The organism is Arthrobacter antioxidans (genome assembly GCF_023100725.1).
GTDB lineage: Bacteria > Actinomycetota > Actinomycetes > Actinomycetales > Micrococcaceae > Arthrobacter_D > Arthrobacter_D antioxidans.
Map to the genome: position 1 here is coordinate 2,993,315 of NZ_CP095501.1, position 26,344 is coordinate 3,019,658.

General features: G+C 70.6%; 21 protein-coding genes. 12 read left to right on the plus strand and 9 right to left on the minus strand.

Annotation, left to right across the window (positions count from 1 at the left end):
* Positions 1–255 precede the first annotated feature (255 nt).
* Both MWM45_RS13825 and MWM45_RS13830 read right to left on the minus strand, forming a co-directional pair.
* Positions 256–1,683, minus strand: a complete 1,428-nt coding sequence (locus MWM45_RS13825; RefSeq protein ID WP_247826934.1) for a phytoene desaturase family protein — start codon at positions 1,681–1,683, stop codon at positions 256–258.
* Positions 1,680–2,546 (minus strand): UbiA family prenyltransferase, encoded by an 867-nt coding sequence (locus tag MWM45_RS13830; RefSeq protein WP_247826935.1) that lies wholly within the window; start codon positions 2,544–2,546, stop codon positions 1,680–1,682. Before MWM45_RS13830 ends, MWM45_RS13825 begins: the two co-directional genes overlap by 4 nt.
* 219 nt (positions 2,547–2,765) lie before the next feature.
* Between MWM45_RS13830 and MWM45_RS13835 the strand changes: the two genes are divergently transcribed.
* Both MWM45_RS13835 and MWM45_RS13840 read left to right on the plus strand, forming a co-directional pair.
* Positions 2,766–3,791 (plus strand): 6-phosphofructokinase, encoded by a 1,026-nt coding sequence (locus tag MWM45_RS13835; RefSeq protein WP_043440553.1) that lies wholly within the window; start codon positions 2,766–2,768, stop codon positions 3,789–3,791.
* A gap of 3 nt (positions 3,792–3,794) precedes the next feature.
* Positions 3,795–4,505 carry a GNAT family N-acetyltransferase gene (locus MWM45_RS13840; protein ID WP_247826936.1) on the plus strand — a complete coding sequence of 237 codons (711 nt, stop codon included), beginning with the start codon at positions 3,795–3,797 and terminating at the stop codon, positions 4,503–4,505.
* Positions 4,506–4,991: 486 nt separating this feature from the next.
* Here MWM45_RS13840 and MWM45_RS13845 read toward each other — a convergent pair whose 3' ends face one another.
* The 4 genes from MWM45_RS13845 to MWM45_RS13860 form a co-directional block, all read right to left on the minus strand.
* The gene (locus MWM45_RS13845; RefSeq protein ID WP_247826937.1) at positions 4,992–5,399 is read right to left on the minus strand and encodes an ankyrin repeat domain-containing protein; all 408 of its coding nucleotides are present in this window, start codon (positions 5,397–5,399) and stop codon (positions 4,992–4,994) included.
* Positions 5,396–6,487, minus strand: coding sequence for a CAF17-like 4Fe-4S cluster assembly/insertion protein YgfZ (ygfZ, locus tag MWM45_RS13850; RefSeq protein WP_247826938.1), 1,092 nt, complete (start codon positions 6,485–6,487; stop codon positions 5,396–5,398). Before ygfZ ends, MWM45_RS13845 begins: the two co-directional genes overlap by 4 nt.
* Positions 6,488–6,554: 67 nt before the next feature.
* Positions 6,555–7,154, minus strand: coding sequence for a heme-binding beta-barrel domain-containing protein (locus tag MWM45_RS13855; RefSeq protein WP_043440544.1), 600 nt, complete (start codon positions 7,152–7,154; stop codon positions 6,555–6,557).
* 233 nt (positions 7,155–7,387) lie between these two features.
* Entirely contained in the window at positions 7,388–8,140 is a 753-nt protein-coding gene (locus MWM45_RS13860) for a hypothetical protein (protein WP_247826939.1), read from the minus strand.
* Positions 8,141–8,320: 180 nt separating this feature from the next.
* Between MWM45_RS13860 and MWM45_RS13865 the strand changes: the two genes are divergently transcribed.
* The 6 genes from MWM45_RS13865 (at position 8,321) to MWM45_RS13890 (ending at position 15,153) form a co-directional block, all read left to right on the plus strand.
* Positions 8,321–9,028, plus strand: coding sequence for a winged helix-turn-helix transcriptional regulator (locus MWM45_RS13865; RefSeq protein WP_247826940.1), 708 nt, complete (start codon positions 8,321–8,323; stop codon positions 9,026–9,028).
* A gap of 200 nt (positions 9,029–9,228) precedes the next feature.
* Positions 9,229–10,200 carry a mycothiol synthase gene (gene mshD / locus MWM45_RS13870; RefSeq protein WP_247826941.1) on the plus strand — a complete coding sequence of 324 codons (972 nt, stop codon included), beginning with the start codon at positions 9,229–9,231 and terminating at the stop codon, positions 10,198–10,200.
* 76 nt (positions 10,201–10,276) lie between these two features.
* Positions 10,277–12,499, plus strand: a complete 2,223-nt coding sequence (locus MWM45_RS13875; protein ID WP_247826942.1) for an RNA degradosome polyphosphate kinase — start codon at positions 10,277–10,279, stop codon at positions 12,497–12,499.
* Positions 12,499–13,464, plus strand: a complete 966-nt coding sequence (locus MWM45_RS13880) for an NUDIX hydrolase (protein ID WP_247826943.1) — start codon at positions 12,499–12,501, stop codon at positions 13,462–13,464. Before MWM45_RS13875 ends, MWM45_RS13880 begins: the two co-directional genes overlap by 1 nt.
* A gap of 252 nt (positions 13,465–13,716) precedes the next feature.
* Positions 13,717–13,953 (plus strand): hypothetical protein, encoded by a 237-nt coding sequence (locus MWM45_RS13885; protein ID WP_247826944.1) that lies wholly within the window; start codon positions 13,717–13,719, stop codon positions 13,951–13,953.
* Between the two features lie 105 nt (positions 13,954–14,058).
* Positions 14,059–15,153 (plus strand): type I polyketide synthase, encoded by a 1,095-nt coding sequence (locus MWM45_RS13890; RefSeq protein WP_247826945.1) that lies wholly within the window; start codon positions 14,059–14,061, stop codon positions 15,151–15,153.
* A gap of 329 nt (positions 15,154–15,482) precedes the next feature.
* On the opposite strand, the gene MWM45_RS13895 is transcribed toward MWM45_RS13890, so the two are convergent.
* Together MWM45_RS13895 and MWM45_RS13900 are read right to left on the minus strand one after the other, a co-directional pair.
* The gene (locus tag MWM45_RS13895; RefSeq protein ID WP_247826946.1) at positions 15,483–16,850 is read right to left on the minus strand and encodes a M1 family metallopeptidase; all 1,368 of its coding nucleotides are present in this window, start codon (positions 16,848–16,850) and stop codon (positions 15,483–15,485) included.
* Positions 16,847–20,716, minus strand: coding sequence for a Pls/PosA family non-ribosomal peptide synthetase (locus MWM45_RS13900; protein ID WP_247829238.1), 3,870 nt, complete (start codon positions 20,714–20,716; stop codon positions 16,847–16,849). The genes MWM45_RS13895 and MWM45_RS13900 overlap by 4 nt, the downstream gene beginning before the upstream one ends.
* A 227-nt stretch (positions 20,717–20,943) precedes the next feature.
* Between MWM45_RS13900 and MWM45_RS13905 the strand changes: the two genes are divergently transcribed.
* The 4 genes from MWM45_RS13905 to asd all read left to right on the plus strand — a co-directional run bounded on the left by MWM45_RS13905 (position 20,944) and on the right by asd (position 24,334).
* Positions 20,944–21,723, plus strand: a complete 780-nt coding sequence (locus MWM45_RS13905; protein ID WP_247829239.1) for a thymidylate synthase — start codon at positions 20,944–20,946, stop codon at positions 21,721–21,723.
* Positions 21,720–22,313: a dihydrofolate reductase gene (locus MWM45_RS13910; RefSeq protein ID WP_247826947.1), complete on the plus strand. Its 594-nt coding sequence runs from the start codon at positions 21,720–21,722 to the stop codon at positions 22,311–22,313. The genes MWM45_RS13905 and MWM45_RS13910 overlap by 4 nt, the downstream gene beginning before the upstream one ends.
* Before the next feature lie 152 nt (positions 22,314–22,465).
* Positions 22,466–23,107, plus strand: a complete 642-nt coding sequence (locus tag MWM45_RS13915) for a TMEM175 family protein (protein WP_247826948.1) — start codon at positions 22,466–22,468, stop codon at positions 23,105–23,107.
* 87 nt (positions 23,108–23,194) lie between these two features.
* A complete protein-coding gene (gene asd, locus MWM45_RS13920; RefSeq protein ID WP_247826949.1) occupies positions 23,195–24,334 on the plus strand; it encodes an aspartate-semialdehyde dehydrogenase in 1,140 nt (379 codons plus the stop codon).
* Between the two features lie 245 nt (positions 24,335–24,579).
* Here the strand turns inward: asd and MWM45_RS13925 are convergent, their stop codons facing one another.
* Entirely contained in the window at positions 24,580–26,262 is a 1,683-nt protein-coding gene (locus tag MWM45_RS13925; protein ID WP_247826950.1) for an HNH endonuclease signature motif containing protein, read from the minus strand.
* Between the last annotated feature and the right edge of the window lie 82 nt (positions 26,263–26,344).

The window sequence follows — 26,344 nt, forward strand, 5'->3', positions numbered from 1 at the left end:
CGTCAGCGGTCCGGGCAAGCAACCGGCACTCAGGCCGTCCGGCACGCAGACCGTCCGGCAATCAGGCGGGGCGCCATGCAGGCCGTTCAGCGGTCCGGGCTTCAGGCAACCGGCACTCAGGCGGGGCGCCATTCAGGCGGGGCGCCATTCAGGCCGTTCAGCGGTCCGGGCTTCAGGCAACCGGCACTCAGGCGGGGCGCCATTCAGGCGGGGCGCCATTCAAGCCGTCGATCGGGCGCGAATACACTCAGGCCGTCAGACCGTGGACCCCAGGCGGGCCAGCAGTTTCTGCGTGGACATCATCGCGCCGCCGAGGACCGCTGGCAGCCCTCCACCGGGGTGGACGGAGGCCCCGACGCGCCACAGCCACGGGCGGAGCGGATCCGAATAGGGCGGGAGGTGGAACGGTCCGCTCATCCACGCCGGACGCACGGCCCCGTAGAGCGCCCCGCCGGCCGATCCGCGCTCGCCGAAGTAGCCAGGGTCGAGGATCTCGTGACTGCCGAAATAAGCCTCGATGGGTTCGGGCAGCCCGAGCACGCGCGTCGTCCGGTCGAGCTCGCGCCGCACGAACGGGTCCTCGAGCGAGTAGGTCCTGCCGTTGGCGGGTGCCGTGAGGAGCAGCGCCAGCGTCGCGGACCCGTTGGGGTAGACCCCGTGCGCCGGATAGTAGTTCGCGAAGGCCATGGTCTGGTCGGGTTCCTCCCCGGCTTCCAGGCTCGCGTAGAGCGCGGCCGGATCGTCCGGCATGACCACGCCGTGGCGGGCGGTCCCCTCGGGGAGTGGCCTGGCCAGGACGGCATAGATCCCGATGGCGGAGCAGGTGAGCTTCCGCGGCGTCCTGGCGGTGCGCCCGCCCAGCAGCCCCGCCAGGCGGTGCGCGTCGAGACCGCTGACGACGGCGTCGGCCGGGTAACTGCCTGCTGCCGTGATGACCCGCCGTCGTCCGATGTCCTGGGCGGGCTCGCCCGTGCGGATCTCCACACCGGCGTCCTCGGCGACGCGCTGGAGCGCCAGCACGAGTTCGTAGACGCCGCCCTCGGGGATCCAGACACCGTCCTGGGCCATGATGGCGGGCATGCTGGCGTAGAGGGCGGGTGTCCGGGTGGGGCTGACGCCTGCGTTGAGCGTGTGGATGGCGATGACCTCGCGGAGCCCGTCGGGCAGCCACGGCAGGCTGTCGAGATAGCTCCGCGTCGTAAGCCTCCGGCCGTACAGCGCTCCGAGCCTGGCCAGCGCCGGGTAGGAGGCCTTCTCGAGCGGACCCGTGGTCAGCAGGCGCGACACGTCCTCCCCGAGGATGCCGTGCTCTGCCGCGAAACGCGTCCAGGCGGGGTGCCACGGATGGCCCTCCGGCACGGGCAGCGCGCACGCCTCGCCGCGGTAGTAGTAGGTGCCGACCTCCGGCAGCCGTTCGAGGCGGAGACCGGCGATGTCCGCGGCCGGCGTCGCGCCGACGGGGGCGACGGCGTCGAGAAGGCGCAGGAGTTCCTGCCACACGCTCGGGAACGTGACCAGCGACGGCCCCGTGTCCATGCGCTGCCCCGAGACCTCGACGCGGCGGCTCTTGCCGCCCACGTGGTCCGAGGCCTCGACCAGCGTCACGCTGTGGCCCGCGCGACCGAGGAGGGCGGCGGCCGTCAGCCCACCGATACCGCCACCGACGACGACGACCCGGCTCATCGGTAGAGTCCCAGCGTCAGGGCGACGACGAGCTGGACGCCCGCGACGGTCCCGGCGACATACGGGAAGGCGATCGAGTACCGGTACAGCCGGTGGCCGGTCTCCGGGCGGGGATCCCGGTACAGGCCCAGCAGCAGCCAGCCCGCGATCAGGGTGTTCACGACGGCAACCGGGATGTTGACCACCGCGAAGCACGCCGTCGACACCGCCCACCAGGCACCGCTCCAGGCGACGACGCCGCGGGGCCCGAGCCGCACCGCCGTCGTCATGATGCCCACCCCTCGGTCCTCGTCGATGTCCTGGACGGCGTCGTAGGTGTGCTTCGCCGCACTCCAGGCCATCAGGCCGAGCGCGGCGGCCCAGGCCGGCGTGTCACCGAGGGCGTAGGGGACGAAGACGAGCGGGAACGCGTAGGCCGCGTTGCTGAGGGAGTCGAGGTACGGCCGGGCCTTGAAGCGCAGCGGCGGCGCGGAGTAGAAGACGAAGACCAGGGCGTACAGCGCGATCCATAGAAGGGCCGCCGTCGGGAGGGTGGCCGCGAACCATGCCAGGAACGGCAGGTTCGTGGCGAGCACGGCGATCCAGATGGCACGGACCTCCGAGGCCCTGATCCTGGCACCTTCGAGCGATCCCTTCCGCGGGTTCAGGGCATCGGTGTCCTGGTCGAAGATGTCGTTCACGCCGTAGATGAGCAGGTTGAACGGCAGGGTCAGCCAGAGAAGGAGCGCGAGGGCCTCCGACTCCCAGAACGTCCCGGTGAGCCACATTCCGACGACGCCGGTGCCGAGGGTGTTGATCCAGAGGACCGGCCGGGAGATGTGGACCATGCGCAGCGCTGCTGGCGCAAAACCTGCCTGGGGCACTGCTGGTGTCCTCCTCGGACGGACGGCGCGCACCCAGGGGCTCGGGCCCCCGTGCGCTGGATAGTCCCAGCCTACGTGGTCACCGACCCGCCGAGTGCCGGGAGTCCAGCACCCGCAGCCGGTGAAGGGCGTGGCCCGTGTGTGTCTAGAATCATAGGCGGGCCCGACGGTGTGCTCCTGATGCACAACCACACCCTCCTCGAAGGAACCCCACGCCATATGAAGATCGGAATCCTCACCAGCGGCGGCGACTGCCCCGGACTCAACGCGGTCATCCGCGGTGCCGTCCTCAAGGGCATCAAGGTCCACGACCAGGAGTTCGTCGGATTCCGGGACGGCTGGCGGGGCGTCGTCGAGGGCAACATCGTCGACCTCCCCCGGCATGCGGTGCGCGGCATCTCCAAGCAGGGCGGCACGATCCTCGGGACCTCCCGCACCAACCCCTTCGAGGGCAACGGCGGCGCGGAGGTCGTCAAGGCGAACATGGAACGCCTCGGCATCGACGCGATGATCGCGATCGGCGGCGAGGGCACGCTCGCTGCGGCGAAGCGGCTCACGGACCTCGGCCTGAAGATCGTCGGCGTCCCCAAGACGGTCGACAACGACCTCGACGCCACCGACTACACCTTCGGCTTCGACACCGCGGTGCAGATCGCCACCGAGGCCATCGACCGGCTGCGCACCACGGGTGAGTCCCACAGCCGCTGCATGATCGCCGAGGTCATGGGCCGCCACGTCGGGTGGATCGCCCTGCACGCCGGCATGGCCTCCGGCGCCCATGCCATCCTGATCCCCGAGCAGCAGACCAGCGTGGAGCAGATCGCCGAGTGGGTGTCCACGGCCAACGCCCGCGGGCGTGCGCCCCTCGTCGTCGTCGCCGAGGGCTTCGTCCCCTCGCACATGGAGCAGGCGCACTCCGAGCGCGGCCTCGACACCTTCGGCCGTCCGCGGCTCGGCGGGATCGCGGACCAGCTCGCCCCGGAGCTCGAGGCCCGAACGGGCATCGAGACCCGCGCCACCATCCTCGGTCACATCCAGCGTGGTGGAGTCCCGACGTCGTTCGACCGCGTGCTCGCCACGCGCCTCGGTATGGCTGCCGTGGACTCGGTGCGGGACGAGCTGTGGGGCACCATGGTGGCCCTCAATGGCACGGAGATCGCCCACGTGGGCTTCGATGCGGCGCTCGGCAACCTCAAGCGGGTACCGCAGCACCGGTACGACGAAGCCTCCATCCTCTTCGGCTGACCCGTGGAACTCGATCCCGGCACGGTCTCGATCATCCAGCTCGCCTGGTCGCGGCTGCTCGGGCTCGACGACGACGCCCTGGCCAGCGGCTCCGACCGCCTGTATGCGGTCGACGACGACGCCTCGGTGCTGACCTTCGTGACCCTGTTCGGCCGCGAGGTGCTCGGGGGACCCGGCTGGGCCGTGGAGGCGGGACGCACGATGTCCGGGATGGAGCTGCGCAGCCATTCGACGCTGCTCACGCTCAGCCGGGACCACGGCGGACGCGGGCTCGGCGAGGCCCAGCTGTACTTCTGCGACGAGCTGCCGCGGTTCGAGGGGCCGCCGGCCGTGGTATCCGGTGAGGCCTCGCTCGTCCGCGAGCTCGAACGCCGGTGCCCGCCCGACGACGTCGCCGAAGCGGGCCTCGCCGCGGTGGAGCACCCGTTCGTGCTGCTCGACGGCGACTCCGAGGCCCCACCCACTCCCCTGGCCGGTGCCGGTTACGACATCTGGCAGGGCATCCTGGCGCACATCGCGGTCATCACCCCGCCCGAGGACCGACGCAAGGGCTATGCCGGGCGGGTGGCCGCCGTCGCGGTCGAGGACGCCATGGCCGCCGGACTCGTGCCGCAGTGGCGCGCACGGACGGACAACACGGCGTCCCAGCGGACCGCCCGCAGGGCCGGTTTCGCCTTCGCGGGGACTCAGACCTCGGTGCTCCTGGACGCCTGAGCGCCGCCTGGCGTACGAATCCCGGGGGCTTCGGCGCCGCCCACAGCGTGTCGGCCCGGGACACGCCGCTATAAGGAGCCGATCTGCCGCAAAGTCACCGGATCCGGTACGGGCCGGGCTGGGCTGGAGTAGATGCAGCCGGGCAGACTCAAATCCGGGGCGGGGCCGGCCAGGGCTGGGGACAGGACCGGGTTCGGTCCGCGCCTGGAGCTGGGGCCAGGGCCCGGGTCGGCGCCAGGGCCGGTCGTGCCCGGACGACGGTTCGGGTGCGCGTCGCCCCAGATGTTCGTGTCCCAGGGGCTTCGGCGCCGTCCACAGCGTGTCGTTCCGGGACACGCCGCCAGAGGGCGCCAAACCTGCCGCAAAGTCCCCGGATCCGGTACGGGCCGGGGCTGGGCTGCCGCAAAGTCCCCGGATCCGGTACGGGCCGGGGTTGGGCTGGAGCAGATCCAGACCGGGCAGACCCGGATCCGGGACGGGTCTGGACTAGCCGAGCAGCCCCAGGAGTTCGGTCCGCCCGAACATCTCGGCTGCTGCCCGGGCCGAGGGCGTACCGGCGTCGGCATCCGCCCCCGCCTCGACGAGCAGTCGTACGACCTCGGTGTGCCCCTTGAAGACGGCACCGGCGAGGGGCGTCTGCCCGCGGTCGTTGACCTGGTCGGCTTCCGCTCCGCGCCCCAGCAGGTCGCGCACGATCGCCGGATGCCCGTTGTACGCGGCCAGCATCAGCAGGCTGTCGCCCGCCGTGTTCGTCAGGGTGAAGGGCACCCCGGCGTCGAGGTACCGCACCAGTGTGGCGCTGTCGCCCGCCCGCGCGGCGTCGAACAGCGCGTGTGCGAGGGCGATGGCGGCCGCGGCATCGTCCGTGGGGCCCTGCCCGCCGTCGGCGCTCATCGCGGACCCTTCAGGAACCCCGAGGCGCGGCCGACGACTTGCCCGGCATCCGGCGCCACGATGACCTCCTGGCCGGCGGCGTAGGCCTCGTCCCCGTCCTGAACGAGCAGGTCAGCGGACGCGTCGACGGACCGCTTGAGCACGGCGAGGGCGATCGGACCCATCTCGTAGTGATGGCCGACGGACGTCACCCTGCCCACCGTGCGGCCCTCGCTGAGGACCGGGCTTCCGGGCGCGGGGAGCGTGTGCTGGCTGCCGTCGAGGTGCAGGAAGGTGAGCCGACGCGGCGGGTGCCCGAGGTTGTGCACGCGGGCGATCGTCTCCTGACCCTTGTAGCAGCCCTTCGCGAGGTGGACGGCGGTGCGCATGAGGTCGAGCTCGTGCGGGATGGTCTTCTCGTCGGTCTCGAAACCGGGCCGTGGGCGCCAGGCCGCGATGCGCAGCGCCTCGGCTGCCAGCGAGCCGGCCGGCGGGAGTCCCGTGGCGGCCACGGCCGCCTCGAGGTCTGCGCGCGGCACGAGGTACTCGAACCAGGGACGTTCACGGCCCGGGTGCTCGCGCTCGTCGACGATCGCGTAGGAGTATCCGCCGGGGACGACGGCGGGCCAGGGGTCCTCCCATACGACGGCGCCCTCGCCCTGCGCGGGCAGCGCCTTCGTGGCCCCGAGCACGGCCCAGGCCTCCGTGGCATCGGTGACCTCGACACGGAGCATGAACTTCATGCGATCCAGCCAGGCGGCCAGCGGCGCGGCCTCGCCTCCCTCGGTGATGAGCCAGGTGGTCGCGCCGTCGTCGACGACGTGGGCCGCGTACTCGATCCGGCCCTGCACGGTGAGGAGCAGCGTCTCGGAGCTCCGGCCGGGCCGGAGGTCGAGGAGCAGTTGGGAGGAGAGCGTGTTCAGCCAGCTCAGGCGGTCGGGTCCGGAGACGGTGACGACGCCGCGCTGCGACAGGTCGACGACGGCCTCGCCTGCCGCCAGGAGGCGCTGCTCACGGAACGGGTCGCCGTAGTGGGAGGCCACACCGGCGTCGGCTCCGCCGCCCTCGACGGCACCGTGTCGGCTCAGCAGGGGGCTTCGTGGGGTCATGTGATACAACAACGCCTTCCAGGCGGGACTATTCCGGGGTGGCGCCGGCGGGCCGGCTACAGCCGCTTCAGGAGATCTTCCTGAGGATCGCGGACGCATGGGCTTCGAGGGAGTTGCCCTGGGCCGCGACATCCCAGCGCCAGTACAGGTTGCCGTCCACCAGGCCGAACAGCCGGGTGGCCGCCGCGTACTCCTTGGAGTGCTGGCCGCGCATCACGAGGTCGGTGCTGAGCTGGATCTGCGGCCCCTTGATGCTCCCGTAGTAGAGCTCGGCGATGCCGCCGGGGTGCACCACGGTGGCCGTGATGTCGAAGCCCCCGGAATCATTGCGGAACTGCTCCACCTCGTCGGCCGTCTTGAGCGCCGGGACGATGTCCGCGGGGCTGAGGCCGGGGCCGACATCGGCGTCGTTCAGCTTGCGGTCGAGCGCCCAGAAGCCGGTCTCGACCGACAGCGGACGCAGCTGCGCACCCTGCTCGTCGATGAGCCAGGACTCGGCGCTGTACTGCAGGTAGGGCAGACCGTTCTGCGAGAACACGACACGCTGCGAGAAGCGCTCCGAGTCGGCGGTCCCTTCGCCGAGCATCCCCGTCCCCTCCCAGGTTCCGAGGAGCCACGACAGCGGGACGAGCTCGGGGGTCAGGTCGGTGGGCAGGTCGATCGACATAGGGCCTCCGGGGTCAGTCGGCTACTTCTGGCCTTTGTACAGGCGCGTGATGACGAGGGCCGCGAAACCGGCCATGCCGAGACCGGCGATGACCAGCAGCGAGATGAAGAAGATTTCAAGGGCAAGGATGGACATGCCTCTCATCCTAACGCGCGGTCAGGACACCGGAGGAACACATGCGGCGGGCGGCCGGCCCCGGCGATCCGGACCACGCCCGGGCGCGGAGGCCCGGTTCAGGCGAGGAACAGCGTGTCGAGGAAGTACACGACGGCTCCGGTCGCGAGCACGGGGGCGATGCCGGCCGCGATGGCTGCAACCCGGTCGATCGGCGCCTCCCGGGCGACGAGCAGCCGCCGCGTCCCTGCGATCACGGCACCGCACGCGAGTCCCACGACCGCGGCGGCGAGCGCCGACACATCGGTGAACAGCAGGGCCCCGAGCGGGCCGGCGAGCGCGCCGAGCACGACGGCGGCAGGGGCGACCAGCCGGTCCGGCAGTGGCAGCAGGCACACCGCGATCGCGATGAGGATGCTGACGCCGGTCACGAGTGTCATGCCGGAATCGGCGGCGTTGACGGCCAGGCGGTCCGTGGCCACCCAGCCCGAGCCCATGGCCACGGTCACGACGCCGGCGCTCGCCCCGAGGGTCGATTCGAGCCGGAGGCTCTGGCCGGTCCCCCGGAGGAGCTGGATCATGAACACCGCGCCGACGCCGAGTGCCACGGAGACGGGGAACCAGGTCATGAAGAACGGCCCGGTCACGGTCGCTGCGAGGACGACGGCGAGCAGTGCGGCGAGTCCGATCGCGGTCGACAGGCTCTTCCCGGCCGGTACGCGCAGGATGTAGGGCCACCCGAGGGCGGTCACGAGGCAGAGGACCCCGACGGCCACGGCGACCGCCGTCCCGGAGATGTAGGAGGACGCGACGATCGCTCCGGTCGCGATGGCCGCGGCTCCGGCCGCTGCGGCCACACTCGTCCTCTTCACCCCAGCAATACTGCCCTACCCGCGCTGGTGCGGGGAAAAGCCGCGCTGCCGGCGGTCGCCGTGCGTGTGGTGCATCACAGGGCGGAGGCTATACTTGACCAAATTTCGACCGCCCATCCTCCCCGCCCGGGAGGGGGCGCCGTTGCCCGATGATGCGCATTCCCGACCCGTGGAGGACACATGCCGCACATCCTGATGCTCACCAATACCACCGGCTCGTCCGTCGACATCCTGCCGGCGCTCGAACTGCTCAATCACAAGGTGCACATCCTTGCGGCCGAACCCACCGCGCTCCTCGAGACGGAGCCGTGCGACGTCGTCCTCGTCGATGCGCGCAAGGACCTCGTCGGTGCGCGGTCCCTCACCCAGCTCCTCAAGGCCACCGGCCTCAGCGCGCCCCTCCTGCTCGTGCTCACGGAGGGTGGCATGGCGGCGGTCGCCGCGAACTGGCTGGCCGACGACGTCGTCCTCGACTCGGCGGGCCCGGCGGAGGTTGAGGCGCGGCTGCGGCTGGTGATCGCGCGTTCGGCGGCTGCCAGCGAAGGGACGAGTACCGAGATCCACGCGTCCGGCGTGGTGATCGACGAGGCCAGCTACACGGCGCGGGTGGGGGGCGAGCCCCTGAACCTGACGTACAAGGAGTTCGAGCTCCTCAAGTACCTCGCGCAGCACCCAGGGCGGGTGTTCACCCGCGACCAGCTCCTGCACGAGGTGTGGGGCTACGACTACTACGGGGGCACACGGACCGTCGACGTCCATGTGCGCCGGCTGCGGGCGAAGCTCGGCTCCGACCACGAGCAGCTCATCGGCACCGTACGGAACGTCGGGTACCGCTTCACGCTGACCCGCCTGCCCGAGGACCGCAGTTCGGTCAACCAGGACGCCTGACCCCACGAGAAAGCCCCTTCCACCCGAGGGTGGAAGGGGCTTTCTCGTGTTCCCGGCCGGGCCGGTGGAAGTGGAGGACATACGGGTCGAACGTATCGCGGGCGCCCCACTGGCGCATCCCCCTCGAGCAGTTCCCGACACTACAGCACGCCACGGGCGGGTACCAAACCGTGTGGGCGGCGCACGACTAGGCTGGGCGCATGACCGCCGCTCAGCACGCCCCCACCTGGTCCGTCGGCAGGATCGCCGGCGCCCCGCCCACGGACGTCGTCGACGAGGTACGCCGTCTCGCCGCGTCCGCCGCCGAAGCCGACGGCAACCCGCCGCTCTCCGAGCAGACCCTCCTCACCCTCCGCGCCCACGACGCCGGGGGGCGCCAACTCGTCTTCACGGCCCGCACCTCCGACGCGCCGGACAGCGAGCTCGCCGGGGTCGCCGTCGTCACGCTCGGCTCCGAGGAGGGCGCCGTGCTCGAGCTCGTCGTCCGACCCGACTGTCGCGGGGAGGGGGCAGGGACGGCACTGATCCAGGCGGTCCTCGCCGAGGGGATCTCCGACCTCCGCGGCTGGTCCCACGGCAACCATTCCGCGGCCGCGGACCTGGCGGCGCGCTTCGACTACGCACCGGTGCGGGAACTGTGGAGGATGCGCCTGACCCGCGCGGCCGTCACGGAATCCGTCCCCGCCCTCCGACTGCCCGACGGCGTCGTGCTGCGTACGTTCGTCCGCGGGCAGGACGAGGAGGCCTGGCTCGCGGCCAACGCGGCCGCCTTCGCGCACCACCCCGAACAGGGCGCCACGACGCGCGCGGACCTCGACGCGCGGATGGACGAGGACTGGTTCGACGCCGACGGCTTCCTGCTCGCCGTGCGCGAGAGCGACGGCGCCCTCCTCGGTTTCCACTGGACCAAGGTCCACCCCGCGGTGGGGGCCCACCCGGCGATGGGCGAGGTGTATGTGGTCGGTGTGACGCCCGAGTCGCAGGGCATGGGCCTCGGCAAGGCCCTGACGATCGCGGGCATCGAGTACCTCCACGCCCGGGGCCTGCAGGCCATCATGCTCTACGTCGACGCGGACAACACGGCCGCTGTGGCGCTCTACCGTGCCCTCGGGTTCACGCGCTGGGATGTCGACGTGATGTATGCGGCCAAGGTGGCGCAACCCACCTTGTAAGGTTGTTTCGAGGTGTCCCCGGCTCTGTCGGAGCGGGGTCCACGCCACCATGACCGCCCACGCTGCAGGAGACGTAATGGATTCAGGAACCAAACGCCGGGGTGCGTCACTGTACGGGTCCTCCGAGACGGCACCGGCCCGGGCCACCCAGGACCGCATCGACATCCCGGAGTTCGCTCCCAGCCTGCTGCCGTCCGGCGACATCCGGGCGGACCGGTTCCTCGACCGCGAAATCAGCTGGCTCGACTTCAATGCGCGGGTCCTCGAACTCGCAGAGGACCCGGAGCTGTTCCTGCTGGAGCGGGTCAGCTTCCTGTCGATCTTCGCGTCCAACCTCGACGAGTTCTTCATGGTGCGGGTCGCCGGCCTCAAGCGCCGGATCGCCACGGGCCTGGCAGTACCGTCCGCCGCGGGGCTCAGCCCGATCGAGCAGCTCGAGAAGATCATGCAGGACGGCTACCAGCTCCAGCAGCGCCACGCAGCCGTCTTCGCCGAGCACATCCGGCCGGCCCTCGCCCAGGAGCAGATCCACCTCACGACGTGGGAGGAACTCGACGACGCCGCACGCGCAGAGCTGCACAAGATCTTCGCCGAGAAGGTCTTCCCGATCCTCACGCCGCTCGCCGTCGACCCGGCCCACCCGTTCCCCTACATCTCCGGGCTGTCCCTCAACCTCGCCGTCGTGGTGCGCAACCCCGTCAGCGAGAAGGAACTCTTCGCCCGTGTGAAGGTGCCCGACCAACTGCCGCGCCTCATGTCCGTGGACGGGCCGCGTGCGGGCAACGTCGCCGGGCGCATTGCCCGCTTCATCCCGCTCGAGGAAGTCATCGCCGTCCACCTGGACCAGCTCTTCCCCGGCATGGAGGTGCTCGAGCACCACCTCTTCCGGGTCACGCGCAACGAGGACCTGGAGGTGGAGGAGGACGATGCCGAGAACCTGCTGCAGGCCCTCGAGAAGGAACTGCTCCGCCGCCGGTTCGGGCCGCCCGTCCGCCTCGAGGTCACCACGGACATCAACCCCAGCATCAGGGCACTGCTCTCGCGGGAACTCGGTGTCGAGGAGGACGAGGTCTACAACCTCCCGGCACCCCTGGACCTGCGGGGCCTGAGCGTGATCGCCGGTATCGATCGCGGGGACCTGCACTTCCCCAAGCACGTCCCGCACACGAGCCGCTACCTCAACGAGAGCGAGACCTCGAAGGCTGCGAACGTCTTCGCGGCGATGCGCCGGCGGGACATCCTGCTGCACCACCCGTACGACTCCTTCTCCACCTCCGTGCAGGCGTTCCTGGAGCAGGCGGCTGCGGACCCCAAGGTCCAGGCCATCAAGCAGACGCTGTACCGGACGTCGGGCGACTCCCCCATCGTGGACGCCCTGATCGACGCCGCCGAGGCCGGCAAGCAGGTGCTGGCGCTCGTGGAGATCAAGGCACGCTTCGACGAGCAGGCCAACATCTCCTGGGCCCGCAAGCTCGAGCAGGCCGGCGTGCACGTGGTGTACGGCATCGTGGGGCTCAAGACCCACTGCAAGCTCTCGCTCGTGGTGCGGCAGGAGATCGACGGGCTCCGGCGCTACTGCCACATCGGCACCGGCAACTACCACCCGCGGACGGCCCGGTACTACGAGGACCTCGGCCTGCTCACCTCGAACGAGCAGGTGGGCGAGGACCTGTCCCGCCTGTTCAACCAGCTCTCCGGGTACGCCCCGAAGTCCACCTTCAAGCGCCTCCTGGTGGCGCCGCGGTCCGTCCGCTCGGGTCTGATCGACCGCATCGAGCGGGAGATCGCGAACAAGCAGGCCGGGCTCGCCGCACGCGTGATCATCAAGGTGAACTCCATGGTCGACGAAGCGATCATCGACTCGCTCTACCGCGCATCGCAGGCGGGCGTCCAGGTGGACGTGATCGTGCGTGGCATCTGCTCCGTACGGCCAGGGGTCCCCGGGTTGAGCGAGAACGTCACGGTGCGCTCCGTGCTGGGCCGGTTCCTCGAGCACTCGCGTGTCTTCGCCTTCGCCAACGGCGGAGAGCCTGCCGTGTTCATCGGATCGGCGGACATGATGCACCGCAACCTGGACCGCCGCGTCGAGGCACTCGTACAGCTCAGCTCGGCCGAGGACATCTCCTACCTGATGAACCTCATGGACCGGTACATGGACCCGGCGGTCTCCAGCTGGCACCTCGACGAGACCGGCTGCTGGACCCGGCACCACAAGAACGCCGACGGCGCGCTGCTCGAGGACATCCAGTCCTCGCTGCTCGCGTCCCGCGCCCGCCAGCGGGCAGTGTCGCGCCGCTGATGGCGCCACCCACGGAGGAGGCCACCACCGCCACGGCGACCGGCGGCGCGGCGGTCGTCGCTGCCGGCACGCTGTGCTGGCGGATCGAGAAGGGCGCGCTCGAGGTCCTGATCATCCACCGCCCCCGCTATCACGACTGGTCCTGGCCGAAGGGCAAGCTCGATCCGGGAGAGACGACGCCCGAATGCGCCGTCCGCGAGACCTTCGAGGAAGTGGGGCTGAGCGTGAGGCTCGGCATCCCGCTGGCGACGATCAACTACCCGGTGAACTCCGGCGACAAGGTGGTGTACTACTGGGCGGCGAGAATCGAACGGGCCACCCCGGTGCCGGACGGCACCGAGGTGGACGGCGCACGGTGGGCGTCCCCCGAGGAGGCACGCACCGTGCTGAGCAACCCGACCGACGTGGTGCCTCTCGATTCGCTCATCGAAGCGCACCGTGCACGGAATCTCCAGACGTGGCCCCTGATCGTGGTCCGTCATGCGAAGGCCAAGCCGCGTTCGTCCTGGAGCAGGGCCGAGGGTGAAAGACCTCTCGCCGCGACCGGCCGGCGGCAGGCCACCGCGGTGAGCCGCCTGCTCCAGGCATGGACTCCCGAGCGGGTGGTGAGCAGCCCCTGGGTGCGGTGCGTCCAGACGATCTCGCCCTACGTGAAGCAGCGCAGCGCGAAGCTCAAGCTCCTCGACGCGCTGACCGAGCACGATGCCAAGAGGAAGCCGGCGCGCACCAGGGCCGTCATCGAGCGTCTGCTGGACAAGCGCAGGCCCGTGGCGATCTGCACCCACCGCCCGGTACTCCCGCTCGTCCTCTCGGTGCTGCGCGGCCACATGCCGGGCCACCTCCACGAGCTCCTGCCCGTCGAGGACCCGCACCTCGCGCCCGGCGAAGCAGTGATCTGCCAGGTCAGCAGCGCCAACCAGGGGCGCATCGTGTCCATGGAGCAGTTCCGCGCCTACGACGACTGAGATCAGGGCCCGCCTGCAGGGCCGCCGCGCCGGATCCTGACGCGCCACTTCCTGGCGGTGCGTCTGTCTCCTCGGTGTCCAGCCGTCCAGCCGTCCAGCCGTCCAGCCGTCCAGCCGTCCAGCCGTCCAGCGAGGATAGATCAGTTCATTGGACGTCAGCGGTCCGATCGCCGCTGTTCATGCCTCGTTCATCCGGAGTGCCTAGTGTCGGACCCTCACGCAGCGACCGGCACCGACGACAGGACCGCTCCCATGGCCGATGTGAAAAGCCTCGTACGGGCACTCGCACCGCACGAGATCGAGCAGATCCACCGGATCGGACCAGCGGGGCCGCTCACACCGAAGCTCATGCACGCCATCGACCGCGCCGCCGGCGGCCCCGGCGAGGGCCGCGGCTACTACGTGTACGGCCGGCCGGCCGACCCCGACCGTCCGCGACCGTTCGTCCTGCGCGACGACGTGTGTGCCGAACTGTTCGCCGGCCACTAGGCCGACCGCTCCCTCACCGAGTCCCACGCCGGCTCCCACACCGGTTCGTCGGCCGATCCCCCGGCCGGATGGCCTCACCGCCCTACCCTCGGGGACGATGGTGGAGTGAAGCGATTCCCCGGCACTCGGGCTCCCCGTACTCCGATCACCGGAACTCCGGCCACGGCCGCCGATCCCGGCACTCCGGATGCCGGCGCACCGTCCCCGAGCAGGCCGGCCACGGTCACCGACCCCGGTGCTCCAGCTGCCGGCACCCCACTTCTCGGGACTCCGGCCACGGCCGCCGACCCCATGGGCCCGCCGTCGGGCGCCGTCCTGAGCCTGCGGAGGATCGGCCCCGGGTCCGGCCTCCCGCCCACCACCGCCATGCTCCGGCTCCTCGACGACGTGGAACGCGCGCGGGCGGCCAGGACCGTCGATGCCGAGCAGTCGGCGTCCTTCGTCGCGGGCCGATACCTCCTGCGTGCCCTCACTGCTGACCTGCTCGGGATCCGGGCAGACCTTCTCGTGTCCGGCTTCGAGTGCCCTGTCTGTGGACCGGACGGCGTGCCCGATCACGGCCGACCGGCATACCTGCTGCGCGGAGAACGCGTACCGCTGGCACTCAGCCTGTCCAGGACGGGGGGCTTCGTCCTGCTCGGAGCGCTCGCGACGCACGCTACGGCCGGGACACTGCGGACGCTCAGGGCGCAGGAGCCGCCTGGGACAGCCCGGACACCGCGGACGATCGGGACGCAGGGGACAATCGTGGCGCAGGAGCCGCAGGAGCCGCGTGGGACAGCTCGGACGGCGGGGACCGACGGGCTGCTGGGGACGGTCGGGATGCTCGAACCGCACGGAGTGCATGAAGCGGTCGGGACGCCGACATCGCATACTGCTGTCCCGTCGGCCCGGCCGGGGCTCGGAGTGGACCTCACCACCGTCGCCGCAGTGGGTTTCGAGGGGTTCGACGACGTTGCCCTGACTCCCGGTGAGCGGACCATGGTCGGCGGACTCCCGGTCGGCGACCGGGCGACGGCCCGCGCAGTCCTGTGGGCCCGCAAGGAGGCCCTGATCAAGGCTCTCGGCACCGGCTTCGCCGATCGCGGCCCGGACTCGGTCGAAGTCCTGCGGGAGTGGAGGGTCACCGACCTCCCCTCGATCGGAGGCGACGCATTGGAGCCTCTGGGCCTCGTGGCCGCCGTCGCCATCGACCCCTGAGGATCGGATCCGCCCCTGGGGGGACCGGGCCGGCAGGACGGCGTACCGGGCACGCAACGCGCCCCCACAGGACGGTGCACGGGGGCACGCAACGCGCCCCCACAGGACGGCGTACCGGGCACGCAACGCGCCCCCACAGGACGCGCGTACCGACGGTAACCGGCTCGGCCCCGCAGAACGCCGAGCCGGGGAAAACAGCGCGTCCCCACAGGACGGCGCACCGGGCACGACGAACAGGTCGACACGACGTGGCACACGACCCCGAAAGGGGCAGGACCGGTGGGAGCAGCAGGACTGCGTGCCGCTGTCCGGGTGTGGGACGGCGCGCGTTACAGCGCGGGCAGCGCCTTCGAGAGCAGCCACGGCACCAGGAGGTCCCCGACGCCGGCGCCGGGGAGCGTGTGCACCGCGAACGCGATGAAGTCCGCAGTGGTGGCCGTCCCGAAGCGGTGCTCGCTGGACCAGGCGCGCAGCAGGGCGAAGAAGGCGTCGTCTCCGGCGGCTTTCCGGAGCGCGTGCAGCGTGAGGGCGCCACGCTTGTAGACGCGGTCGTCGAACATGTCGACGGCGCCGGGGTCGGCGAGGACGAGGTCCTGGGGCGCCCTGCTGAGGCGCTGGTGGGTGGACCGCGCGTGGGAGTCCGCCGTCGTCGACCCGCTGGCCTCGGACCAGATCCACTCGGCGTAGCAGGCGAAGCCCTCGTGCAGCCAGATGTCCTGCCAGCGCGCCGCGGTGACGGAGTTGCCGAACCACTGGTGTGCGAGCTCGTGGGCGATCAGCCGCTGCGCCTCCCAGCCCTGATCGAGGTGGTTGCGCCCGATGATGGAGAGTGTCTGCGCCTCCAGGGGAATCTCGAGGTCGTCGTCGGCGACGACCACGAGGTACTGCGGGTAGGGGTATGGCCCGAAGCACTGCTCGAACACGGACATCATCTGGTGCTGGCGCGCCAGCGATGCCTTGGCCGCCGGGGCGAGGGACGGCGGCACGGCCGCGTACAGCGGGACGGGGGCGCCCGGCACTCGCGGCGCACCCGGGACGGGCAGTCCGACGGCGGGCCCCGCGGGATCGTTCAGTGCCACGAGGGCGTAACGACCGATCTGCACCGTCGCGAGGTAGGTGGCCATCGGCTCGGCCTGCTCGTAGGTCCAGGTGGTCCTGCTGGCGCGGTCGACGCGGGAGGCGAGGACGCCGTTGCAGACGGCCCGGTACCCGGCATCGGTGGTCACCGCGATCCGGTAGGCCGCCTTCTGCGAGGGGTGGTCGTTGCAGGGGAACCACGACGGCGCCCCGGTGGGCTGCCCGGCCACGAGGGCGCCGTCGGTCAGTTCCTCCCACCCGATCTCGCCCCAAATGCCGGTGATGGGGCGGGGGTTGCCCTCGTACCGGATGTCGAGCGTGAACCCGGTACCGGCCGGCACCGGGTCGCGGAACCCGATGACGAGCTTGCCGGCGCGGTCCTTGAAGGACCGGATGCGGGCGGTGTCGGAGGTGACCCTCGTGGTGCGGAGCCCCTCGAGGTCGAGTTCGACGTGGTGCAGCCCCCGGTGCGCGGTCACGGTGAGGACGGCACGACCGGACAGGCGGTTACTCGAGAGCCGATAGTCCAGGGCGAGGTCGTAGTGGTCGACGCGATAGGAGGTGCTGCCGTTGCTCGGGGTGTACGGGTCGGGCGCAAAGCTCTCGGAACTGGTGCTCACGCACCGTCCCCCGGGCCAGACCAGGAGCTGACCGGGTTCCCCATCCAGTAGGTCCCTGCAGGGACGGTCTCGCCGCGCATCACCAGCGACGCCGGCCCCACGGTGCCACCCTGGTCGATCCGGGCGGCGGGCAGGATCACGCTGTGCGGACCGAGGGTTGCGCCTGCGGCGAGCTCGACGGTGTCCATGCTCATGATCCTGTCATGGAAGAGATGGGTCTGCACGACGCATCCGCGATTGACAGTGGACCCGGTACCAAGGGTCACCAGGTCCGCTTCGGGCAGCCAGTAGCTCTCGCACCAGACACCGTGCCCGATCTTCGACCCCAGGGCCCGCAGCCACCAGACCAGCGACGGCGTCCCACTGGCGGCACGGGCGAACCACGGAGCGCTGACGCTCTCGATGAACGTGTCCACCACCTCGTTGCGCCAGATGAAGGAGCTCCACAGCGGATGCTCGCCCGCCGTGATCCGCCCGACCAGCAGCCACTTCGCGACGACGGCGCTCGCGGCCGCCACGGCGCCCAGCACCGTGAACACGACGCCGCTCAGCAGGGCCGCCACGAGGTAGCCGCCCCACAGGGCGAGCGCATCGAAGGCCACGAGGGCCGCGGCGGCGATCGTGACGGTGAGGATGACCGGCACCACGCGGCACAGTTCCCAGAACGCGCGCGCCGCCTTCAGGCGCCCGGGGGGCTGGAACGTGCGGCTCTGGTCCCCCGTCACGGCGAGCCGGCGCAGGCGGGAGGGCGGACTGCCCAGCCAGGAGCTGCCGGCCTTGGCCTTCGCCGGCGTGGCCGACAGCACCGCGACGAGCGAGTTCTTCGGTACGCGCCGACCCGCCGACGTCATGCCCGAGTTGCCGAGGAAGGCGCGCCGGCCGATCTTCGCGGGCGCGATGCGCAGGTACCCGCCGCCGAGCTCGTAGGAGGCCACCATGGTGTCGTCCGCGAGGAAGGCACCTTCGCCGATCGTGGTCATCTTCGGGATGAGGAGCACGGTGGACGCCTCGACGTTCCGGCCCACCCGCGCCCCGAGGAGCCGCAGCCAGACGGGCGTGAACAGGCTCGCGTAGAGCGGGAAGAGCAGGTCCCGCGCCATGTCGAGCGTGCGTTCCGTGGCCCAGATCTGCCAGCCGATGCGGCTGCGCGCTGGGTAATGGCCCTCCCGCAGGCCGATGCCCAGGATCCGGACCGTGGCGAGCACCAGGGCTGCGGTGGTGATGAGCCAGATGACGGCGGCGAGTGCCACCGGCCCCACGAGGGACGGCCACGCCGAGGACAGGGACGCGGCTCCGCGCAGCGCGGCCACGACGGGCAGCGCGGCGACGACGGCGGCGGCGTACGGGATGAGTGCGAGCGCGCCCGAGGCCGCGGCGAACGCCGCGAAGGTCAGTCGGGTGCGCAGGCGCGAGTGGGCCGGCGGGGCGTCGGGCCAGTCCTGCTTCGCCCTGCCCGCCCGGGTGGCGGGCGAACCCGCGAAGAGCTGTCCGGACCGGACAGCTCCCTGGACCGCCGAGCCCGGGGCCACCTCGGCGCCGGCGCCGATCCTCGCCCCCGGCATCAGCGTGCTGCGTGCCCCGACCACGGCTCCAGCGCCCACGGTGATCCCACCGATATGGATGCGGTCGCCGTCGATCCACCAGCCCGAGAGGTCCACCTCCGGTTCCACGGACGCGCCGGCTCCGAGGGTGAGCAGGCCCGTGACGGGCGGGACGGAGTGGAGGTCGACGTCGGGCCCGATCCGCGCGCCCAGTGCCCGCGCGTAGAACTGCACCCAGGGTGCACCCGCGAGGCTGACCGCCCCGACGCTGTCCGAGATCTGTTCGGCGAGCCAGAGCCTCAGGTGCACCCTGCCGGACCGCGGATAGACGCCGGGCTCCACGCCGCCCAGCAGGAGGCGGGCCGCGAGGACGGACAGGGCCATCCGCCCGAACGGGCTGACGAACACGAGCCAGGACAGCGCCACCCACCACCAGGACAGGGTCGCCGCGGACGTCAGGACTCCGAGCCCGGCGAGGACGTTGCTCGCGATCATCGCGTAGGTAAGCCAGCGCATGCCGGCGAGGAACTGCAGCGGGATGCCCATGATGGTCTGGAAGACCTGTGACCTGCGTGCGGTGCGCCGGACGGCACGTTCGGCGGCGGGTGGTTGCTCTACCCCGTCGCCCGTCTCCGCGGCGAAGGACGCGAGTGCGCCGAGCCGCGGATGGGCGTAGATGTCGGCGACCGTGATGACCGGGTAGCGGGTGCGGATCAGCGACACGAGCCGGGCGGCCGCGAGGGACCCGCCGCCGTGCAGGAAGAAATCGGCGTCCTCGTCGGCCGGGACGGTGCCGAGGACGGCGGCCCACTGGTCCGCGATCCACCGGACGCGCGGGTCGAGGTCCTCCAGGCTGCCGGGCTCGCCCGGATCGCCGACGCCGGCGAGCGGCCAGGGCAGGGCGTTCCGGTCCACCTTGCCGCTGGTCTTCGTGGGCAGGGCGTCGGTGACGGTGAGCAGGGGGACGAGCGCCGCGGGTAACTCCTCGGCGAGCAGTGCGCGCAGGGCCGTGAGGTCGGGGTCGCCGTCGGCCGGGACGAGGTAGCCGACGAGGAGCTGGTTGCCCGACGGCGTCGTCCTGACGGCGGCGGCGGCGCCGGCGATCCCGGGCAGCGCCTGGAGTGCCGCATCCACCTCACCGAGTTCGATGCGGCGGCCGCCGAGCTTCACCTGGTCGTCAGCCCTGCCGACGAAGACCAGTCCGGCCGCGTGCAGCTGCACGAGGTCGCCCGAACGGTAGGCGCGCCGCCATCCGAGCGAGGGCATCGGTGCGTACTTCTCGGCGTCCTTGGCCGGGTCCAGGTAGCGGGCCAGCCCGACTCCCCCGATGATGAGCTCGCCGGTGCCGCCCTCCGGCACGGGCAGGCCGGACTCGTCGACGACGGCGAGGTCCCAGCCGTCCAGGGGCAGGCCGATACGCACCGGGCCCTCGCCGCCGAGGCGTGCGGCGCAGGCGACGACGGTCGCCTCGGTGGGGCCGTAGGTGTTCCAGACCTCGCGGTCGTGGACGACCAGGCGCTGCGCGAGGTCCGGAGGGCATGCTTCCCCACCGAAGATGAGGAGGCGGACGTTCTCGAGGGAGTCGGCGGGCCACAGCGCCGCCAGCGTGGGCACGGTGGACACGGCGGTGATCCCGCGGGCGATCAACCAGGGACCGAGGTCCACGCCCGTGCGCACGAGGGCGCGCGGTGCCGGCACGAGGCATGCGCCGTGCCTCCAGGCCAGCCACATCTCCTCGCAGGAGGCGTCGAACGCGACGGAGAGGCCGGCCAGGACGCGGTCGGCGGGCCCGAGGGGCTCGTGCTGCAGGAACAGGCGTGCCTCCGCATCGACGAACGCGGCTGCCGACCGGTGCGAGACGGCGACGCCCTTCGGCGTGCCCGTGGAACCGGAGGTGAAGATGATCCAGGCGTCGTCGTCCGGTGTGGGGTCTCCGGAGATCGCCCGGCGTCCGCCCGGGCCGGGGATCACCGACAGGCCGTGCCCGACGACGACGGCGACACGCGCTTCCGCGAACACGACGCGGGCGCGCTCGTCGGGGTCGTCGGCATCGACCGGCACATAGGCGGCACCTGCCGAGAGCACTCCGAGGATCGCGATGTACAGCTCGTTGGTGCCCGAGGGGAGGCGTACTCCGACGGTGTCGCCGCGACCCACACCGGCGGCGCGCAGGGTGGCGGCGAACCGGGCGGTGGCCGTCACCAGCTCCGTGTAGCTGAGGTCCTCGGTGCCGTCGTCGAGCGCCGAGGCGCTGGGGTGTTCCGCGGCCGTGGCCAGCAGGATGTCGAGAAGGGTGCGGGGTGATGGCGCCCGCCCGGACGCCATGAACCGCGCGGCGGCAGGGGCGGTGTGGGTCTCGGGCGAAGGTATGGTCACGGCTGGATTCTTCCGGTACGAAGTGAACAGCAGGTGAGCGGCGACGCCGTCACCTGTACGGCCCGGGGGTAGTCTACCCGCGCACGACGCGGCCGAACGGGACGTCCCGTTCGTCCTAGACTGGCCGGGTGAGCACTCCCATCCCCACCCCCTACGAGGACCTGCTGCGCGACGTCATGGCGAACGGCGCGGCCAAGAGCGACAGGACGGGTACCGGTACCCGGAGCGTGTTCGGCCGGCAGCTGCGCTTCGATCTCAGCGAGTCCTTCCCGCTCGTCACCACCAAACGTGTGCACTTCAAGTCCGTGGCGCTGGAGCTGCTCTGGTTCCTCCGCGGCGATTCCAACGTGCGCTGGCTACAGGAGCGCGGCGTGTCCATCTGGAACGAGTGGGCGGACGAGGCCGGCGAGCTCGGCCCCGTCTACGGCGTCCAGTGGCGGTCATGGCCCACGCCCGACGGCGGCCATATCGACCAGATCGCCGAGGTGGTCGAGGCGCTGAAGACGAACCCGGACTCCCGCCGCCACCTGGTCTCGGCCTGGAACGTCTCCGAGCTGCACACCATGGCGCTGCCGCCCTGCCACGTGTTCTTCCAGTTCTACGTGAGCCCCGGCGTGGACGGCGGTCCCGGCCGGCTCTCCTGCCAGCTGTACCAGCGGTCCGCGGACACCTTCCTCGGGGTCCCGTTCAACATCGCCTCCTACGCCCTGCTGACCCTGATGGTCGCCCAGCAGACCGGCCTCGAGCCCGGCGAGTTCATCTGGACCGGCGGTGACGTCCACGTGTACGACAACCACGTGGAGCAGGTCGCCGAGCAGCTGTCCCGGGAGCCCTACCCGTACCCGCGGATCGAGCTGAACCGGAAGCCGGACACCATCTTCGACTACGCCCTGGAGGACTTCGACGTGATCGACTACCAGCACCACCCCACCATCAAGGCCCCGGTGGCCGTATGAGCACGGCCCCCTCCCCCCACACCCTGAGCGTGCCGGACGCCGTCGGGTCCCGTCCCGTGATCGGCATGATCTGGGCGCAGACCGAGGACGGCGTGATCGGCAAGGACGGCGGCATCCCCTGGCATGTGCCGGAGGACCTGGCGCACTTCAAGGCCACGACGACGGGCCACCCCGTGATCATGGGCCGGCGGACGTGGGAATCCTTCCCCTCGACGTTCCGTCCCCTGCCGGACCGCACGAACATCGTCGTCTCAGGATCCGGCGTGGACCTGCCCGGCGCCGTCGTCGTCGATTCGCTCGACGCCGCCTTCGAGGCCGCCCAAGCAAGTCCCGGTGCCGAGCAGATCTGGGTCATCGGCGGTGGGCGCGTGTACGCCGAAGCCATGGAGCGCGCCAACGCCGCCCTCGTCACCGTCGTCGAATCAGGGGCGGAGGGCGACACCCTCGCTCCCCTGCTGGGGACGGACTGGGCCTTGACGGCCCTGTCCCCCGAGGCAGGCTGGCTGGAGTCCGTGAAAGGTACCCGCTACCGCATCAGCCTCTGGACGAAGGCTGCGCACGAGGCCGCAGCGCCGTCGGACGCAGCCTGAGCACAGGGCCGTCGGGCGGCCTGAGCACAGGGCCATCGGGCGGCCTCCCCTGCCTATCCCGGGCAGGGGCGAGACGCTAGGCTCGGACGGTGCCGCACGCTGACGATGCCGATCCAGCACATCAGAAGGACCTGAGGTCCCGCTACCGGTCGGTGCTCACTAGGGGTGAGTCGACCGACAGGACCGTCTTCTTCAGCGATGCCGTGTTCGCCATCGCCATGACGCTCCTCGTCCTCGATCTCGACATTCCCGACGACCTGCCCTCGGACCGCGTCGGTGCGGCCCTGGTGCAGCAGCTGCCGCACTTCTTCGCCTTCGCCCTCAGTTTCGCCGTCATCGGCAGCGCCTGGCTGAACCACCACCGGAAGTTCAGCGTCATCGTCCGCTACGACCTTCGGCTGCAGGTCCTGAACCTGGTGCTGCTCTTCTTCGTCGCGCTGCTCCCCCTGCCCACCAGCGTACTCAGCGAGTACGGCGGGACGTCCTCGCCCTGGCCTGTGGTGGCCTATGCCATCGTGGTCGCGGGCCTCTACTCCATGCTGAACCTCGTCTGGGCTCACGCGTGGCGCGAAGGCCTCCTCGCCCGTGCCGTGGACCGCGATCTCTACCGCTACGTGGTGCGGGCGCTGCTCCCCGTACCACTCGTGTTCGCCGTGAGCATCCCGGTGGCGTTCCTGATGCCCGCGGTGGCGATGTACCTCTGGCTGCTGATCATCCCGGTGGGTGTCGTCGTCCGACGGATGCTCCTCCCACGAGCCTCCCGGCCGGGGGAGTCTCGCGGCAGCTCGAGGTGAGCTCGTCGCCGAGGGACGTCCTGTCGGCAGGAGCGGCGTCGGTCACAAAGCGGCGGCGGTGAGGCCGCAACGCCTAAACTGGAGGGCATGACTTCAGCACCCGAGAGCTCTGCCCTGCCCTCCGTCGGTTTCGTGGGCTGGCGTGGCATGGTGGGCTCCGTCCTCATGCAGCGTCTCCAGGACGAGGGCGACTTCGCCAGGATCAACCCCGTGTTCTTCTCGACCTCGGCCGCCGGGGGTGCCGCGCCGCAGTTCGCGGAGGGCACCGGTGTGCTGCAGGACGCGTACGACGTCGAGACGCTCGCCAAGCTGCCGATCATCGTCACCGCCCAGGGCGGTGACTACACGGCCGAGGTCTACCCCAAGCTGCGCGACGCCGGGTGGCAGGGGCTGTGGCTGGATGCCGCCTCCACGCTGCGCATGGAGCAGGACAGCATCATCGTGCTCGACCCGGTCAACCGCGACGCCATCGACGTCGGACTCGCGCGCGGCGTCCGCGATTTCATCGGCGGCAACTGCACGGTCTCCTGCATGCTCATGGGGCTGGGCGGGCTCTTCCGCAACGGTCTCGTGGAGTGGGGCACGTCGATGACCTATCAGGCGGCTTCGGGCGGCGGTGCCCGCCACATGCGGGAGCTGCTCAACCAGTTCGGGGCGCTCCACGGCAGCGTGGCCGTCAATCTCGACGACCCCGCCTCCGCGATCCTGGACATCGACCGTGCGATCCTCGCCAAGCAGCGGCACCCGAGCCTCGAAGCGAGCCATTTCGGTGTGCCGTTGGCCGGGTCCGTCATCCCCTGGATCGACAGCGACCTCGGCAACGGTGTGTCCCGGGAGGAATGGAAGGCCGGGGCGGAGACCAACAAGATCCTCGGCACCGCGACGCGCATCCCGTTCGACGGCCTCTGCGTCCGGGTGGGTGCCATGCGCTCGCACTCGCAGGCGCTGACCCTGAAGCTGACACAGGACCTGCCGGTCAGCGAGATCGAGTCGATCATCGCAGCGGACAACGAGTGGGTACGCGTCATCCCGAACACAAAGGCCGACACGATCGCCGGTCTGACGCCCGTCGCGGCGACCGGCTCGCTGGAGGTCCCCGTCGGCCGGATCCGAAAGCTCGAGATGGGCCCGGAGTACATCAGCGCGTTCACGGTGGGCGACCAGCTGCTGTGGGGAGCGGCCGAGCCACTCCGCCGGATGCTGATGATCGCCACCGGCAACCTCTGAGGCGACTTCCCGTGCATCGGTAATCAACAGGTTCTCTCGCGGAGATCCGACGTCGAGCTGGACGTCGGTCCGACGGCGAGCTGCCGGAGCCGGCCGGGAGCTGACGGGGATTCGACGACGGCTTGACGGCGCCCCAGCCGGGAACCGACGACAAGTTGCCGATATCGGACAGCGAGAGCTGGCGGTGATTGTTCGGCCGGCCAGGTGGCAATGACACTCCACCGATCGCTCGGGCCTTTGCTCTACTACTCTCCCGACGGGACCGTGTCGATGGCGCCGTACTCCACCCCGGGCTGGGCATGCCAGTACCTGTTGCGTCGAGCGGTGGTTCCGTGTCGACCGAATTGTGGCGGTGGCGTGAACCAGGGGATGCCGTTGTGCGACGCGACCGTCCAGAGGCCGTCATGGATGGTGTGGTGGTGGTGCGCACACAGCAGGACCCCGTTGTCGATGCTGGTGGTACCCCCGCGGGACCAGGGCGTCATGTGGTGGGCCTCGCACCAAGTGGCTGGAACAGTGCAGTCGGGGAACGCGCAGCCCCGGTCCCGGGCGACCAAAGCGCGACGCATGTGCGGCGGGAAGAGCCTACCCGCACGGCCCATGTCGAGAATCTGCCCGTCGCCCCCGAGCACGAGGGGGATCAGGTCGGCGTCGCAGGCGATCCGCCGGATGGTGCCTGCACTGAGTTGCTCGACGAACACGGCACGCCCTGTCCCGCTTCCACCCCTCGGGCCGGCGAGGAAGGCATGACCCGAGGTATCCCCCCTTCTGCTGTCATGACTGCTGGTTTCGCGGCTGCAGGTGGTCTCACGGACGTCGCCGAGGAGGTCGCGGTAGTCGATGGTGACCATGACCTGGGGCCTGTGGCCACCGGTTGCCGGCAGGAGGGAGGTGGACAGGGCGATACGGCACGCACCCACCAGTCCGTCGAGAAGGCTTTGCGCCCGCGTAGGGCCTTCCATCCGGTTCGCCGCCACGGATCCATCACCATCACCATCACCATCACCATCACCACCACCGTCCGCCATGGCTTCAGTGCCGCCGAGGCACTGAGGATCGTCCGGGGTGCGGTCAGAGCTGGGAGTCCGGGGGTTCGTGGCGGTGTTCATGGCCGTGACCAGATGCTCGAACTGTTCGTCGGTGGCCCCGATCTCGAGCATGCGTAGCCCGTTGCGCCGGCCCCGGAGAAACACGCCCTGACGACTCCGCAGTACCTTCTCGGTAGGTTCCTGACCGTCCTGGTCCAGGACGGTCTCCCAGCGACGCGCGACGACGCGGAGAACATCCTCGTCGGACTCCAGAGCCTGCCTGGTGAGATGATGCTCCATCGATGCCAGCTGCTCGGGGGCAGCAAGGCAGCGGGCGCGATCAACTGCGGAACAGATGACCGTCGCTGCCCGCCCGCTCAACGTCCCGGAGGCGAACGCGGCGCTCACAGCTGCCGACTGCGGCTCGACGAGTGCGCCCGAGGGCGCGACACCGGGCAATACGCTGTGGGCCAGATCCAGCCTGCGCTTCGCCTCGGCACGGCTGATGCCCAATCTGGACCGCAAGTAGTCCGCACAGGTCCGGAATCGGTTCCCGCCCGCATCATCGGCCACCCTCTCACCGGGAGCCCTCACCCCAGCTGCACCGGCTGTTCCCAGCCTGTCGAGTGACTGTTCGGCTCGTGTCTGGAGCGAGCCGACCGCGTGAGGTCTCTCGCCCGAACCCAGCCCCCTCTCCTCCGCCATGCCTGCGGCGAAAACCTGGAGGAAATCGACCACCCGCGAGATGTCCTCGACATCGACCAGCGTCCGCACCGCCTCGCTCCGTGACAGCATCCGGCCCTGGCCCGTCAACGAATCAGCAACCTGCACCAGCGCGGCGTACACGATCCCAAGAGAGACGTCCGTTTCCCCGGGATTCTCGAGCGGTGCGATAGCCATACCTGATTTTATCGAACGTACGTACTATTTTCGAGGGCGGGTCGTGATTGTGGAGGACAAGTGACGACGAGTCATCCACATT

Excerpts from the sequence above, each read along its gene's own strand:
- MWM45_RS13825 (WP_247826934.1), bottom strand. The coding sequence starts at position 1,683 with ATGAGCCGGGTCGTCGTCGTCGGTGGCGGTATCGGTGGGCTGACGGCC.
- MWM45_RS13835 (WP_043440553.1), top strand. The coding sequence starts at position 2,766 with ATGAAGATCGGAATCCTCACCAGCGGCGGCGACTGCCCCGGACTCAAC.
- MWM45_RS13845 (WP_247826937.1), bottom strand. The coding sequence starts at position 5,399 with ATGAGCGCCGACGGCGGGCAGGGCCCCACGGACGATGCCGCGGCCGCC.
- ygfZ (WP_247826938.1), bottom strand. The coding sequence starts at position 6,487 with ATGACCCCACGAAGCCCCCTGCTGAGCCGACACGGTGCCGTCGAGGGC.
- MWM45_RS13855 (WP_043440544.1), bottom strand. The coding sequence starts at position 7,154 with ATGTCGATCGACCTGCCCACCGACCTGACCCCCGAGCTCGTCCCGCTG.
- MWM45_RS13865 (WP_247826940.1), top strand. The coding sequence starts at position 8,321 with ATGCCGCACATCCTGATGCTCACCAATACCACCGGCTCGTCCGTCGAC.
- mshD (WP_247826941.1), top strand. The coding sequence starts at position 9,229 with ATGACCGCCGCTCAGCACGCCCCCACCTGGTCCGTCGGCAGGATCGCC.
- MWM45_RS13875 (WP_247826942.1), top strand. The coding sequence starts at position 10,277 with ATGGATTCAGGAACCAAACGCCGGGGTGCGTCACTGTACGGGTCCTCC.
- MWM45_RS13880 (WP_247826943.1), top strand. The coding sequence starts at position 12,499 with ATGGCGCCACCCACGGAGGAGGCCACCACCGCCACGGCGACCGGCGGC.
- MWM45_RS13885 (WP_247826944.1), top strand. The coding sequence starts at position 13,717 with ATGGCCGATGTGAAAAGCCTCGTACGGGCACTCGCACCGCACGAGATC.
- MWM45_RS13900 (WP_247829238.1), bottom strand. The coding sequence starts at position 20,716 with ATGGCGTCCGGGCGGGCGCCATCACCCCGCACCCTTCTCGACATCCTG.
- MWM45_RS13905 (WP_247829239.1), top strand. The coding sequence starts at position 20,944 with ATGGCGAACGGCGCGGCCAAGAGCGACAGGACGGGTACCGGTACCCGG.
- MWM45_RS13910 (WP_247826947.1), top strand. The coding sequence starts at position 21,720 with ATGAGCACGGCCCCCTCCCCCCACACCCTGAGCGTGCCGGACGCCGTC.
- asd (WP_247826949.1), top strand. The coding sequence starts at position 23,195 with ATGACTTCAGCACCCGAGAGCTCTGCCCTGCCCTCCGTCGGTTTCGTG.
- MWM45_RS13925 (WP_247826950.1), bottom strand. The coding sequence starts at position 26,262 with ATGGCTATCGCACCGCTCGAGAATCCCGGGGAAACGGACGTCTCTCTT.